Origin of the sequence: Citrobacter sp. wls826 (assembly GCF_005281245.1) — a bacterium.
Classification (GTDB): Bacteria; Pseudomonadota; Gammaproteobacteria; order Enterobacterales; family Enterobacteriaceae; genus Citrobacter; species Citrobacter braakii.
The window spans coordinates 224,332-237,382 of the sequence record NZ_SZWS01000055.1 but is presented as its reverse complement, the minus strand read 5'-3'; the positions used below and the strand labels follow the sequence as shown (position 1 = coordinate 237,382).

Annotated in this window: 13 protein-coding genes and 2 pseudogenes; 11 read left to right on the top strand and 4 right to left on the bottom strand. The window is 48.0% G+C overall.

Annotation, left to right across the window (positions count from 1 at the left end):
• The 5 genes and pseudogenes from FDW87_RS16940 to FDW87_RS16920 form a co-directional block, all read left to right on the top strand.
• Positions 1-670 (top strand): annotated as a pseudogene (locus FDW87_RS16940) (DUF932 domain-containing protein); the annotation flags it as partial.
• Positions 671-700: 30 nt separating this feature from the next.
• Entirely contained in the window at positions 701-1,144 is a 444-nt protein-coding gene (locus FDW87_RS16935) for an antirestriction protein (RefSeq protein ID WP_063444302.1), read from the top strand.
• Positions 1,145-1,156: 12 nt separating this feature from the next.
• Positions 1,157-1,699, top strand: coding sequence for a DNA repair protein RadC (radC, locus tag FDW87_RS16930; RefSeq protein WP_137379967.1), 543 nt, complete (start codon positions 1,157-1,159; stop codon positions 1,697-1,699).
• A 10-nt stretch (positions 1,700-1,709) separates the two neighbouring features.
• Positions 1,710-2,051, top strand: coding sequence for a type IV toxin-antitoxin system YeeU family antitoxin (locus FDW87_RS16925; protein ID WP_170975118.1), 342 nt, complete (start codon positions 1,710-1,712; stop codon positions 2,049-2,051).
• A gap of 20 nt (positions 2,052-2,071) precedes the next feature.
• Positions 2,072-2,413 carry a TA system toxin CbtA family protein gene (locus FDW87_RS16920; protein WP_137379966.1) on the top strand — a complete coding sequence of 114 codons (342 nt, stop codon included), beginning with the start codon at positions 2,072-2,074 and terminating at the stop codon, positions 2,411-2,413.
• A gap of 191 nt (positions 2,414-2,604) precedes the next feature.
• On the opposite strand, the gene FDW87_RS16915 is transcribed toward FDW87_RS16920, so the two are convergent.
• Positions 2,605-4,638: a hypothetical protein gene (locus FDW87_RS16915; protein WP_137379965.1), complete on the bottom strand. Its 2,034-nt coding sequence runs from the start codon at positions 4,636-4,638 to the stop codon at positions 2,605-2,607.
• A 466-nt stretch (positions 4,639-5,104) separates the two neighbouring features.
• Complete coding sequence (locus FDW87_RS16910; protein WP_137379964.1) at positions 5,105-5,977, bottom strand: phosphorothioated DNA-binding restriction endonuclease; 873 nt, start codon at positions 5,975-5,977, stop codon at positions 5,105-5,107.
• Positions 5,978-6,235: 258 nt separating this feature from the next.
• On the opposite strand from FDW87_RS16910, the pseudogene FDW87_RS16905 reads away from it, so the two are divergent.
• From FDW87_RS16905 to FDW87_RS16895, 3 genes and pseudogenes are all read left to right on the top strand, one after another.
• Positions 6,236-6,684 (top strand): annotated as a pseudogene (locus tag FDW87_RS16905) (STM2901 family protein).
• The gene (locus FDW87_RS16900; RefSeq protein WP_016151544.1) at positions 6,678-7,004 is read left to right on the top strand and encodes a DUF1493 family protein; all 327 of its coding nucleotides are present in this window, start codon (positions 6,678-6,680) and stop codon (positions 7,002-7,004) included. Before FDW87_RS16905 ends, FDW87_RS16900 begins: the two are co-directional and overlap by 7 nt.
• Positions 7,005-7,022: 18 nt before the next feature.
• Positions 7,023-7,508 carry a type VI secretion system tube protein TssD gene (locus tag FDW87_RS16895; RefSeq protein WP_016151545.1) on the top strand — a complete coding sequence of 162 codons (486 nt, stop codon included), beginning with the start codon at positions 7,023-7,025 and terminating at the stop codon, positions 7,506-7,508.
• 62 nt (positions 7,509-7,570) lie between these two features.
• Here the strand turns inward: FDW87_RS16895 and symE are convergent, their stop codons facing one another.
• Positions 7,571-7,933, bottom strand: coding sequence for an endoribonuclease SymE (gene symE / locus FDW87_RS16890; protein ID WP_137379963.1), 363 nt, complete (start codon positions 7,931-7,933; stop codon positions 7,571-7,573).
• Positions 7,934-8,710: 777 nt separating this feature from the next.
• Here symE and FDW87_RS16885 point away from each other — a divergent pair.
• The 3 genes from FDW87_RS16885 to pdxY all read left to right on the top strand — a co-directional run bounded on the left by FDW87_RS16885 (position 8,711) and on the right by pdxY (position 12,404).
• Positions 8,711-10,081 carry a tyrosine phenol-lyase gene (locus tag FDW87_RS16885; protein WP_016155590.1) on the top strand — a complete coding sequence of 457 codons (1,371 nt, stop codon included), beginning with the start codon at positions 8,711-8,713 and terminating at the stop codon, positions 10,079-10,081.
• 188 nt (positions 10,082-10,269) lie between these two features.
• Positions 10,270-11,535: an aromatic amino acid transporter gene (locus FDW87_RS16880; RefSeq protein WP_016151548.1), complete on the top strand. Its 1,266-nt coding sequence runs from the start codon at positions 10,270-10,272 to the stop codon at positions 11,533-11,535.
• 11 nt (positions 11,536-11,546) lie between these two features.
• On the top strand, positions 11,547-12,404 hold the full coding sequence (pdxY, locus tag FDW87_RS16875) for a pyridoxal kinase PdxY (RefSeq protein ID WP_016151549.1): 858 nt from the start codon (positions 11,547-11,549) through the stop codon (positions 12,402-12,404).
• 471 nt (positions 12,405-12,875) lie between these two features.
• On the opposite strand, the gene FDW87_RS22895 is transcribed toward pdxY, so the two are convergent.
• Positions 12,876-13,051, bottom strand: a 176-nt coding sequence (locus FDW87_RS22895) for an L-lactate permease (RefSeq protein ID WP_252363228.1), incomplete at its 5' end; no start/stop codon positions are given.

Sequence of the window (13,051 nt, the reverse complement as noted above, 5' to 3'; positions counted from 1 at the left end):
CATCCTCGAAAGCCTGCAGCGTGAAGGCTTTGAGCCGTTCTTTGCCTGCCAGACAAAGGTTCGCGACCAGAGCAAGCGGGAACACACCAAACACATGCTTCGCCTGCGTCGTGCCGGTCAACTGACCGGCCATCAGGTGCCGGAAATCATTCTACTTAACAGCCATGACGGCTCATCAAGCTACCAGATGCTGCCGGGACTTTTTCGTGGCGTCTGTACCAACGGCCTGGTCTGCGGTCAGTCGTTCGGAGAAGTACGGGTGCCGCATAAAGGTAATGTCGTCGAGAAGGTGATTGAAGGGGCTTACGAAGTGCTGAGGGTCTTTGACCGGGTGGAGGAGAAACGCGATGCGATGCAGTCGCTTGTGTTGCCAGACCCGGCCCGTCACGCGCTGGCGAATGCCGCACTGAAGTATTGATTTGGTGAGGACCACCAGCCGGTCACGGTATCGCAGTTGCTGACCCCACGTCGCCGGGAGGACTACAGCGATGACCTGTGGACCGTATACCAGCGCGTGCAGGAGAACCTGATGAAAGGTGGATTGTCAGGGCGAACCGCTCAGGGGAAAAGCAGCCGCACCCGTGCTGTTACCGGTATTGATGGCGATGTGAAGCTCAATCGTGCTCTTTGGGTGATGGCAGAAAACATGCTCGATTTTTTCGGGCGTTAAACAACGGTTCCGGCATAAGGAGATAGTTTAATGAATACACAAAATCATCAGGTTGCGGAGCATACCGCAATTACTGCCTCAGTGGTCCCGGACGAGTTACGCATCGGCTTCTGGCCGCAGCACTTTGGCTCCATCCCACAATGGATAACCCTTGAACCTCGTATTTTCGCCTGGATGGAGCGGCTGTGTGCCGATTACCAAGGTGGTATCTGGCGCTTTTCGACACTCAGCAACGGCGGCGCTTTTATGGCTCCCGAGTCAGATCACGATGAGAAGTGGACATTGTTCAACAGCATGAATGGCAATGGCGCAGAGCTTACCAGTGAAGCTGCAGGGATGGTCGCCTGTCTGATGGCTTACAACCACCACGCCTGTCGCACCGAGTGTGACGCGATGACTGAGCATTATTATCGCTTACGCGACTACGCGCTGAACCATCCAGAGTGCAGCGCCATTATGCATCTCATCGACTGAGGGATACCGAACATGAATACCGCATTATCCCCGCTGTCATCTCAGCCTGAACTCTTTCCACTGGCGATTATGGCCCAGCATGGTTGTTTGCTCCCCGCGACCTCCGGATTAACCCCCTATGCCCAACGCACCATTCGTCGTGCCATCAACCTGCTGGATAAATATCTGCGCCAGCCCGGTATATCCTTTACCTCTAGTACTGCTGCCCGTGATTGGCTTCGGTTACAGCTGGCAGGACAAGAACGGGAAGTGTTTATGGTGCTCTATCTCGATAACCAGCACCGTTTACTGGAGAGTGAAACGCTGTTTGCCGGTTCGATTAACCATGTCCAGGTCCATCCCCGTGAGGTGGTGAAGTCAGCGCTTCGCTTCAATGCTGCTGCTGTTGTGCTGGCACATAACCATCCATCCGGTGATCCGGAGCCCAGCCAATGTGACCGCAACATTACGGGCAGGCTTAAAGAAGCGCTGGCACTGGTTGATGTGAACACTCTCGATCATCTGGTTATCGGTTCAGATGGAATTGTGTCGTTTGCAGAGCGAGGCTGGATATGAGGGTACTTCAATGAAATCTACTGACTCAGAGAACGATTCATTTCTCCAGTGGGGGCTGAATTGTAATGTGACGCCTTGCTTTGGCGCTCGTCTGGTACAGGAGGGAAACCGGCTGCACTATCTGGTTGACCGGGCCAGCATTACAGGTGAATTCAGTAACGTAGAATCTTTGAAGTTGGATGAAGTATTCCCACATTTTATCAGCCAGATGGAGTCGATGTTGACTACTGGTGAAGTGAATCCTCGGCATGCCCACTGTGTCACCCTGTACCACAATGGTTTCACCTGCGAAGCCGATACCCTTGGCAGTTACGGCTACGTATACATCGCCGTTTACCCCACTCAACGTTAACTAACTCCACAAGAGCAAATATGAAAACTCTACCTGCAACAACTCCGCAGGCGGTGACGCTATGTCTGTCGTCCGTGGCAGTGTGGCAAATGCTGCTTGCACGCCTGCTGGAACAACATTATGGCCTGACACTCAACGACACACCATTCAGTGATGAAACGGTAATTCAGGAACATATCGATGCCGGTATATCTTTGGCCGATGCCGTTAATTTTCTGGTGGAAAAGTACGGGCTGGTTCGTATTGATCGCAAGGGATTCAACTGGCAAGAACAGTCCCCATATCTGCGGGCAGTCGATATTCTGCGGGCGCGACAGGCAACTGGTTTATTGCGCCGAAGCCGTAAAAATGCTGTACGTTAAACAACATCTTTTTTATTACCTCCTTGATTATTGATTTCATAATGCACCTGCCGATAACGACCGATGCATTTTATTTTCGCGTTTAAAAATCCTAAAATAAGAAATTGAAGTTTTTATCAGTAGTGATGGGATATTTTTTATCAATGTCGACTATATCCTTCGAATAATGGTCTGCTATGGCATGATTCAAGTCAGTAATATTTTACAAATTGATTTTGAAAGGCTCGTTTAACATGAGCCAATTGCTCTTCCCATCCCATGAAATGAATTTCGAATGTAAGTGAAACAACCTCATCAAAATCCTCCCCGAGATTGTTGGAGCGTTTTACTGACTCTCTACACATTGAATCGTAGACCTTTATCAAGGTAGGGCATGAAAGATAATCCCTGAAACGACTTTGTGCCTCTTCGAGACTTTGCCAAAGTGGGATGCCATACTGATGTTTGTCATAAGGTGCTGCTGCCATAAAACGCACCTCACGATCTCGAAGATAATGCAACAGAAGCGCTGAATCGATAATAGGTACGTTATTCAGAGGAAAACCCGCATGAAATTGACCATTGATTATTACTAATGGAACAACCTCAACGTCTTCTGTACCTGATAAGTGGGGGTAATAATCCCTACAAAAATGCTCAAGATGTTCCTTAACAAAGGCTGCTTTTCTAATGGCCTGCTTGGTTTTATGCACCAGCCCGTTAGAATCGAAAAGTTCATTGTCATAATCGAGTGGCGTGATAGATGTTTTACGGCTACGAGCTTCTACAACAATTAGTAAGTTTCCAAAAGAGAAGGTCAGGTCTATTTCTTCCTTATGTCCATGATAGTTTGGTTCAATTGCAGAGGTATAGCGCAAATGCTCCTTCATCACCGAGTTTCCTTTTCGGCACTCTTCCAATACTCTAATCAAATCCTTCTCAAATAGTTTTCCACGGCGAGTATCATTGGGATCTATTTTAGTCATCCAACAATCTATATTGCGGGTTAGGCTAGCTGTAAGAAAAGCACTGATCGGGAAAACATAATTATCCTCTACAGACACCAGAGGCTGCACCCATAAATCCTCCTGCGGCGACTTTCCTCTCCAGGTCAACAAATCTAGGGCATCGATGATCTCAGTTTCACTATATTCACAACACTGTATTAGTGCAGCAATAAGATTAGAATGTTCAAATTGAGGTGCAAGATGAACTAGTTTTGACCAGTCGTTGATTTCCTCGTTTGTGTGCAGATGTTCATCAATCTGAACAGCCAGCACAGATAGATGAACCCATATATCTAAAACACTTTGTAATTTACGTTCAATACAAGGGGAGGATTTGCGTTTTAATAGTGATTTGAGGTGGTCGTCAAGCTGAATTAAAGCCGATAAAGGCTGATATCTGGCAATCATTTGCGAGCGTTGAGATAATGTTCGCCATGGTGCTGAGCTCAACGCTTTACCTGGCTCATAATGTAGATAATTTGACCAAGGATTGATATTCTGAAATTTATCCATTACGGTACGAGCTTCAGTTATTGAAGTGGCTAAAAAATGATCTCGACGGTATTCTGCAATTGTTTTCATGCGGTGATAGTCAGAATGACATTGCATGAAAAAGACTCGCTTCTGCTGGAAAGTGAATACTGCACGACCATAGAGCAAGTCTTGCCACAGCGAAGAAAAGCTATGGTAGTGCTGAGACAGCCTCATTTCCGCGAGATAAAAGTCAAGTTTTGATAACTTGTTCGGGCGATCATCAGGAAAGAGTATATGCATACGGTCCTTATATTTAAATAGCTCGAACAATGGACCTCTTAGACTGTCAAGTCTATGCATATTTACACTGTTGACACTTACCGGGTCGCTTTTTCCTACCTTCGAAGTTTTTGAGATAATAAACTGCTCTATAGCTGTATTGCTTGTATCTTCAAAAATCTCTTTTTGTTCGTCGCATACCTGCCAAAATGCATAATTAGCACTGGCGATATGTGCCCTGATCATTTCATGATATTCAGGTCTGCAGCCCTTTAAAAAACAAATTTGCTTTCGAGTATTATGCACACTTTGAAAATTATTATTGAGCCACGTAGCACCTGAAATGTATGCTGAAGCCTCTGCAGTTAGCGGACCTATTTGGTCCATGAATTTAATCCAGTATTCTTGATTGAATTTATTCAACTGGGCTGGATGCGGTAATTTTTTATCTCTTGCCGCTTTGATAAGGGGGTGTATGGGTTGCATGTTTCCTCTCTGTCGGAACGTATACCGATTGACACTATAACTCTTTTGACGTCACAATATGAACTGTATATGACAAAGAAAACATGAGGTTATGATCACAATGTTGGTAAGGCTCTATGGTGTAATAAAGACATTTACATACTTGTCCTCGATTAATTCATAGCAGATGCTCAAAGATTACCTGTTTGATGAGGACCTTTTAGTCGTGCATTTACTTGGGAAAGTATTAGTGATTTTCGAGGATAAGCCTCTGACTTTCTGAATCTTGCTTTGATAGCCATATCGATGTTCTACTGATATGGCTTTATACCCACTCGCGATGTCTATTTTTTGTACGGATTTTAACTTGTGGGTACAAGTGCGGGTATAACCATTTATCACTTCTTATAAACTACATTGATATCAGTCTATTGGGTGTTAAATTCGAATCCGGCCTTCGCACTCACCCTCACCCTCACCCTCACCCTCACCCTCTAAACACCTCCTTCCTGTGCCACTCTACAAACCCTTCTTTTGGATAATTCTCGCGCATCATTGGCAGTGCTATCGATTTACCGTCGAAATCCCAGAACAGTCTGCCCACCATGCCGCTGCCATTCACTGCGGGTGACACCTGAACTCGCATACTCTCATCCAGCCCAATCGAACCTTTATCAAAAGCTTTATGGTGGATTGCACACAGCGCCAGTCCGTTTGAAATCTCGCACGGGCCACCATGCTGTTTCCATTTGATATGCGCCGCTTCAAGCGCAACTGAAGTGCTGTCGTGGCGCATATTGAAGCCACAAATGGCGCATTCATAGTTATAAGCACGCAGAACCTGCTGGCGGAACAACGGGTCCCGCTGTTTGCGGATTTGCAGGATATCAAACCCCAGTTCATCCGCGATTTCTTCCTGAATGCTTTCGGTGAAGTGCGCTTCGAGGATTTGCTGGGCCAGGGCGTTGATGAGGTTCTTGTTCTTTTTCAGCAGAGTAAAATGTTGTTCATCAAAGCCTCCGGCAACGTTATGCGTCACCAGTTCTCCGGCAGGGGGCTGTTTACTGCTGCCGGATGTTGAGCACTGCTCGGCGTTTTGTAGCTCCCAGAACCCATCGCCCTGTAAGCGCCAGAAGGGCATATCCGGGCGGTACTGCGCGCGCTGTGGTCCAAATCGTTCCAGCAGGCTATGCAATGGGTCGCGAACTTCCGAACCGTAGTCAAACAGGCGACTGTGACCCTGCTGATAACCCGCCAGCACATGAAGCAGCAGCAAAGGTTTGTGCGGCGCACGCTGCTCGCCTTTACGCCAGATGGTGATGTCGGCAATTGCCTGCTGCAGGGTTTTACTGGAACTCATTGATTTCATTATCAGGTAAATAATTGCGATGATGCTCGCAAAATATCACCTGATCAAGCAAAGACGGGTTGATGCGCTATCGACGTCACTTATTGGTATCAATTTGATAAAGCACTATCCGTGGCATGTTGTCTGACATCAACGACATCACTTTTATGTTTTCTGAAAAACACATACGCCACGGCAGTTACCGTTCCCCCACCAGGGTACGCAGGAGTACGATAAGTATGCAAATTATTGCATATCGAAGGATCTCTGATGGACACAGTAGAGGAACTCAACGGAACATACTTTTATAAAGGGGTCTGTAACATTTCTGCAGGTGAGCTATTTTTCTGGATTTTCCTCGACAAGATTGATGAACAATTTGGGGAATTAAAGATGTGGTAACAATGTCATGTATCATTCTTGGGTTACCATTGCTGAAAACACGGGGTAAACCATATGGGGCAACACAAGGCACATCAATTGCCTCCAAATATTCTCGTGAGTTTCTTAACGTAACATTGTCCGTCAGGCTTCCTACCATCACCAATGCCAGTATCAAATATTTAAAACCAATGATGACTAACAATCTGGGGGCATTCGTTGGACGAACAATTCCTGTGATTGGTTGGGTATTACTCGCAAATGATGTCGCCCAAATTGTTTATAAAACGGTGAATACCTACAACACCATTGCCAGAGAGGAAGATCGCGTATGGTGACGGATAATGAGGTATTAGAATTTTTTCGGGGGGAGTTATCTCTCGCGGTAACGTTTACTTTCAAGCCTATCCCGATTGAACTTGATACGCCGCTGCAAGGTTACGCTGAATGGGATGAATTACCGTATGCCATTGATGATTTTGGAGAGAAATATAACGTTGATGTTTCTGTGATTGATTTCGATGCCTATTACCCGTGGGAAAGAGAATCGGTCTATAGAAAATGGTTTACCAACGAACCCATCAAACAAGTGTCAAAACCGCTTACTGTGCGTATGTTCGCAGAATCAGCCAGAGCAGGCCGCTGGTTATATGATTGATTACAAGGAGTGTTGAAAATGGCTGTACCCGTTCATTTATTTTTAAAAGACGATGGTGGCGCGATGATTCGTGGAGGCTCGGATGTCCAGGGACGTGAAGGCAGTATTGAGTTACGTGGTTTAACACATAACCTTAGCATTCCAACCGATGGTGCCACTGGAAAGCTAACCGGCACACGCCAACATGGCCCATTTCTTTTTGACAAAGAGATCGATTCCTCCAGCCCATACCTTTACAAAGCAGTTGCGACAGGTCAGACACTTCAAAGTGCGGAACTAAAGTTCTATCACATAAACGACGCAGGCCAGGAAGTGGAATACTTTAATACCCTGCTTGAAGGTGTAAAAGTTGTATCAGTGACACCAATCGTGCATGACACACGTACGGTAACGGGAACCGGACATTTGGAAAGCGTACAACTGCGCTATGAAAAAATCACCTGGTGTATCGTAGATGGCAATATTCAATATACCGACGCCTGGAACGAACGCACTACGGCATAAAGCAAAAGTGGCGTAATACCCCAAAAAAGGCGCCCTTCGGCGCCTTAATTACCATCACGCTCTCACCCCTTCGCCGTTTTCCCCGCAATCACCCCGATAAACTCCAGCACCTGCTTTTGCTTACGCGCGGAGAGCTTTTCCACGGCGCGCAGGGATTTCATCAGTTCTGACTCTTCGGGGTCGGGCGTGCGGGCGGTTAACACAATGCAGCCTTGCATGACGCGCGCATCGACGCGGGTGCCGGTGTCGAATCCGGCGGCTTTAAGCCACTGGCCCTTCATCACGATGGACGGAAACTGGACATACTTCACCGGCAAACGGCTGTAATCAGGATAACCGCTCGCATAACCCACCTTCAGGCAACGGTTATCTGCGACGTACACTTCTGGATCAAATGAAACTGCAATACAATGCGTATCAGTCATGATGGCTATTCTCGTGAAATAGTTACTGTGATTAGCGATGCGGAGGTGTTGGCGCACCTTCGCATCGCGCTAATAAAACCCCTGTAAATTACCCCAGTAATTGGCGGGAAGTCCAGATGTAAATAACATGAAATAAGCGCGATTAGCACGCTTTCGGAATAAATAGAAATCCTCTCTATCCCAATAAACATAGTATTATTCACCGTATAAATTCATTCCTGTCCCATCCTCCTGATACCTGCCATTTCCAGAAAATAACGCCCATCTGTATCAGGCCAAAAATGCGATCTAACTCACTGAAGCAAATAGCAAACTCTGAAACAACGCCGTTTTGTACACTTTGCTTTACACTTTTAGTGATGTGAATCACAAATATAAATCCGTGAAGTGATCCGACTCTCACAAAATGGGGTGTACTCATTCAGCAATACAGTATGAGCACAGACTGGAAAGTTAAGTTTTCAGTATTTCCCCTCTCCACGGGGGCACCATCGCAAATGGCAAATCAACACGCAAAAAAAACTTGTTGAATATGAACGGGTAAAAAAATGACGTGTGATTTGCATCACCTACATTTACAGCTTTTTAAATTATTGCCAGTGATTAATGTTGACTAGGCTATTTCCATAATCAATTAAATCTTGCATAGTGCCTCCACATTATTTCTCCCCCTGACTCAGGAGGCGAATAGTTATATTTCATCAGACTTTATTGATGAACCAGGTATGCTTTACTTCACATTAATACGTACATGACCACTGTTACTGGAGAAACAAAATGAATTATCCGGCAGAACCCTTCCGTATTAAAAGCGTTGAAACTGTATCTATGATCCCGCGTGATGAACGCCTTAAGAAAATGCAGGAAGCGGGATACAATACTTTCCTGTTAAATTCGAAAGATATTTATATTGACCTGCTGACAGACAGTGGCACTAACGCAATGAGCGACAAGCAGTGGGCCGGCATGATGATGGGTGATGAAGCCTACGCGGGCAGCGAAAACTTCTATCATCTGGAAAGAACCGTGCAGGAACTGTTTGGCTTTAAACATATTGTTCCTACTCACCAGGGGCGCGGCGCAGAAAACCTGTTATCGCAGCTGGCAATTAAACCGGGGCAATATGTTGCCGGGAATATGTATTTCACTACTACCCGTTATCACCAGGAAAAAAATGGTGCGGTGTTTGTCGATATCGTTCGTGACGAAGCGCACGATGCCGGTCTGAATATTGCTTTTAAAGGTGATATCGATCTTAAAAAATTACAAAAACTGATTGATGAAAAAGGCGCCGAGAATATTGCCTATATTTGCCTGGCAGTCACGGTTAACCTCGCAGGCGGGCAGCCGGTTTCCATGGCTAACATGCGCGCGGTGCGTGAACTGACTGCAGCACATGGCATTAAAGTGTTCTACGACGCTACCCGCTGCGTAGAAAACGCCTACTTTATCAAAGAGCAAGAGCAGGGCTTTGAGAACAAGAGCATCGCAGAGATCGTGCATGAGATGTTCAGCTACGCCGACGGTTGTACCATGAGTGGTAAAAAAGACTGTCTGGTGAATATCGGCGGCTTCCTGTGCATGAACGATGACGAAATGTTCTCTTCTGCCAAAGAGTTAGTCGTTGTCTACGAAGGCATGCCATCTTACGGCGGCCTGGCCGGACGCGACATGGAAGCCATGGCGATTGGTCTGCGCGAAGCCATGCAGTATGAGTACATCGAGCACCGCGTGAAGCAGGTTCGCTATCTGGGCGACAAGCTGAAAGCCGCTGGTGTACCGATTGTTGAACCGGTGGGCGGTCATGCGGTATTCCTCGATGCGCGTCGCTTCTGTGAGCATCTGACGCAGGACGAGTTCCCGGCGCAAAGCCTGGCTGCCAGTATCTATGTGGAAACCGGCGTACGTAGTATGGAGCGCGGAATTATCTCTGCGGGCCGTAATAACGTGACTGGTGAACACCACAGGCCGAAACTGGAAACCGTGCGTCTGACTATTCCACGCCGCGTTTATACTTACGCGCATATGGATGTGGTGGCTGACGGTATTATTAAACTTTACCAGCACAAAGAAGATATTCGCGGGCTGAAGTTTATTTACGAGCCGAAGCAACTCCGTTTCTTTACTGCACGCTTTGACTATATCTAAATAATAATTATGGCCCCATCTCAGGATGGGGCTTTTTTGTATTTCTTTTCCATGAACAGGAAGCCTTTGCGGTGCCCGTTACCGTGACATAACTACAAAAGTAAACCCTGACTCCGACATTTTTATTATCCGCATGATGTACAAATGACAGCTGTAATTATAACGAATAGTCTACAGGAACATTTATCATGGATATTAATGCCATTGAGCGACAGAGTAGTACCCCCGGACTGATTAGCGGAACCATGTTGGTTATCGCGACCGTAGTGGGTGGAGGGATGTTTTCCCTGCCGATTGCGATGGCTGGCGTATGGTTCCCCGGTGCGTCAGTTATTCTTCTGTTTATCGCCATCATGATGTTATTAACCGGTCTGATGCTGGTCGAAGTTAACCTGCATTATGGCGCTGGTGCCAGTTTTAATACTTTTACTCAGGATTTATTAGGTCGAAAGTGGAATATTGTGGTCGGTATCGCTTTCGGTTTTGTGCTGTATATTCTGACCTATGCCTATATCTCTGGTTCGTCGGCGGTGATGGCGCAAACCGTGTTCAAATACAGCGGCGTGCGCTTTCCGGCGAATATCTCGGTGGTGATCGTCAGTATGCTGGTCGGGGCGATTGCCTGGTACAGCTCCTTGTTGGTTGGACGTATTACTACCGTGTTGATCATCGGTAAGTTTATCGCGTTCTTTGCCACCTTCTCTGGCCTGGTGGGTCATATCGAAGTGGCGAAACTCGTCGACAGCGTGGCGGTGGCGCTGCCCAATTCGCAGTACCTGCCGTATATCCTGATGACGTTGCCGTTCTGCATTATCTCGTTTGGTTTTCACGGTAACGTGCCGAGCCTGGTTAAGCTGTATGGCACGAGCGGGATCTCAAATATTACGCGTTCGATTATCATCGGCACGCTGTTTGCCCTGCTGCTGTATATCTTCTGGCTGGGCGTCACGATGGGCAACATCAGCCGTTCCTCATTCCCGCCAATTATCGCTAAAGGCGGCAATATCGACGTGTTTGTCGAGGCTATCAGCGGGCTGTTCACCAGCCGTTATATGGATCTGATCCTGACCTTCTTCGGCAACTTTGCGGTAGCCAGTTCCCTGCTGGCGGCGACGCTTGGCCTGTTCGATTACATCGCCGACCTGTTTCACTTCCCGGATGACGGCATGGGTCGCCTGAAAACCGCGCTGGTGACCTACTTCCCGCCAGCCGCCGTGTGCTTCTTCTTCCCGAACGGGTTTGTCCACGCCATTGGTTACGCCGGTCTGGCCTTTACCATCTGGAGCGTGATCCTGCCGCCGTTCCTGGTGAAAGCGGCGCGGAAACGTTTTCCGACCGCCAGCTATACCGCGCCGTGTAATAACACCGTGCTCAATCTGGTCATTGTCTGTGGGGCGGTTGTCTATCTGACGGTTGTTCTGGACGTATTTGGTCTGCTGCCAACGTTTCGCTAGACGGAGTCAAAATGAAAAACGTGTTGTCTGTTCAGTCGTCAGTCGTTTATGGCTATGCCGGAAATAAAGCCGCCGTGTTGCCGATGCAGCTCTCGGGGATCGATGTCTGGCCGTTTTACACCGTACAGTTTTCCAACCACACCCAGTACGGGATGTGGCAGGGCATGGCAATGCCGCACGGCGAGCTGAGCGCCATCATCAGCGGGCTGGATGACCTGCAAAAACTGGCGCAATGCGATGCCGTGCTGTCCGGGTATCTCGGGGACAAACGCCATTGCGAAGAGGTGAAGCTCGCGGTCACCACCATTCGCCAGCGTAATCCGCAGGCGCTCTATTTTTGCGATCCGGTGATGGGCGACCCGCAAAAAGGCTGCATCGTCGCGCAGGGCGTGGAGTCCTTTTTTGTCGATGACGCCATTCAACTGGCCGATGTGATGGGGCCGAATCTCTATGAGCTGGGCGTGCTGACGGGCAGACAACTACGTAGTTTTGACGAGGTGGTGGAAGCGGCGCAGCAGCTGGTGGCGTGGGGCGTGAAGAAGGTGCTGGTTAAACATCTCGGCGACTGCTCGCGCGACAAACAGGCGTTTGAAATGCTGCTGGTGACGGCGGAACAGACGTTACACATCGCCCGGCCGCTGTATACCTTTGCCAAAATGCCGGTGGGCGTTGGGGATCTGATTTGCAGCGTGATGCTGGCTTCACTGCTCAACGGTTATGAGGACAAGCAGGCGCTGGAGCGGACTACCAGTGTCGTCGACGCGGTGATGCGGCTGACGAAAGAACACGACTCGTATGAACTGCGGCTGATAGACGCGCGTCACCAGATAATGGAGCCGCAAATTCGCTATCAGGCAACGGTGCTGTAGCGCCGCAAGGAGGCTCTATGTTTCTGACACTGCTACGATTTCAGCATCCGCTGATCTACCGTTTTGCATGGCTTCGTCTGTGGGTCAGGGTGTTAAGAGCGTGCGGGCTGCGTAAGTGAAAGGGGAGAACATTTTTCTCTGCTGCCGGATGCGGCGCTTGCGCCTTATCCGGCCTACAAATGAGCGTGAAACGTAGACCCGATAAGCGAAGCGCCATCAGGCATTAGCGCCAGGCATTACACGCGGAAGTAGCGTGGTGGGATCAACGCGGAAAAGGCGTCGAACTTCTTCACCATCTTTTTCCAGAACAACATAACAACAATCCTCGATTTGAAACATCGGCGCTATTTTAGTCAGCGCCGACAAATCGTAAAGCCAGTCGCTTCGTTTCGATCCTGAAGCGGTGTAAACCTTTTTGGTCACCGCGTCGTCAAATACGGTTGCCGTGAATTTGACGGGGTTGACAATGGATTACGCCATAAACCAGTAATAAAAGAGACCGACTTTCAGGCCGAGGATCACAATATAGGCGCAGCAGTATTTCATGGTGCCAGACATTATCTGGTTGGCCTGTCCGTCCATTTTGGTGGCTGAAACCGCAATGGCGATACTCTGCGGCGAAATCATTTTCCCCCCCGTTGCACCAG

Bases quoted from the DNA above. Each gene is read 5' to 3' on its own strand.
- FDW87_RS16935 (WP_063444302.1), top strand. From the start codon at position 701: ATGAATACACAAAATCATCAGGTTGCGGAGCATACCGCAATTACTGCC.
- radC (WP_137379967.1), top strand. From the start codon at position 1,157: ATGAATACCGCATTATCCCCGCTGTCATCTCAGCCTGAACTCTTTCCA.
- FDW87_RS16925 (WP_170975118.1), top strand. From the start codon at position 1,710: ATGAAATCTACTGACTCAGAGAACGATTCATTTCTCCAGTGGGGGCTG.
- FDW87_RS16920 (WP_137379966.1), top strand. From the start codon at position 2,072: ATGAAAACTCTACCTGCAACAACTCCGCAGGCGGTGACGCTATGTCTG.
- FDW87_RS16915 (WP_137379965.1), bottom strand. From the start codon at position 4,638: ATGCAACCCATACACCCCCTTATCAAAGCGGCAAGAGATAAAAAATTA.
- FDW87_RS16910 (WP_137379964.1), bottom strand. From the start codon at position 5,977: ATGAGTTCCAGTAAAACCCTGCAGCAGGCAATTGCCGACATCACCATC.
- FDW87_RS16900 (WP_016151544.1), top strand. From the start codon at position 6,678: ATGGTGACGGATAATGAGGTATTAGAATTTTTTCGGGGGGAGTTATCT.
- FDW87_RS16895 (WP_016151545.1), top strand. From the start codon at position 7,023: ATGGCTGTACCCGTTCATTTATTTTTAAAAGACGATGGTGGCGCGATG.
- symE (WP_137379963.1), bottom strand. From the start codon at position 7,933: ATGACTGATACGCATTGTATTGCAGTTTCATTTGATCCAGAAGTGTAC.
- FDW87_RS16885 (WP_016155590.1), top strand. From the start codon at position 8,711: ATGAATTATCCGGCAGAACCCTTCCGTATTAAAAGCGTTGAAACTGTA.
- FDW87_RS16880 (WP_016151548.1), top strand. From the start codon at position 10,270: ATGGATATTAATGCCATTGAGCGACAGAGTAGTACCCCCGGACTGATT.
- pdxY (WP_016151549.1), top strand. From the start codon at position 11,547: ATGAAAAACGTGTTGTCTGTTCAGTCGTCAGTCGTTTATGGCTATGCC.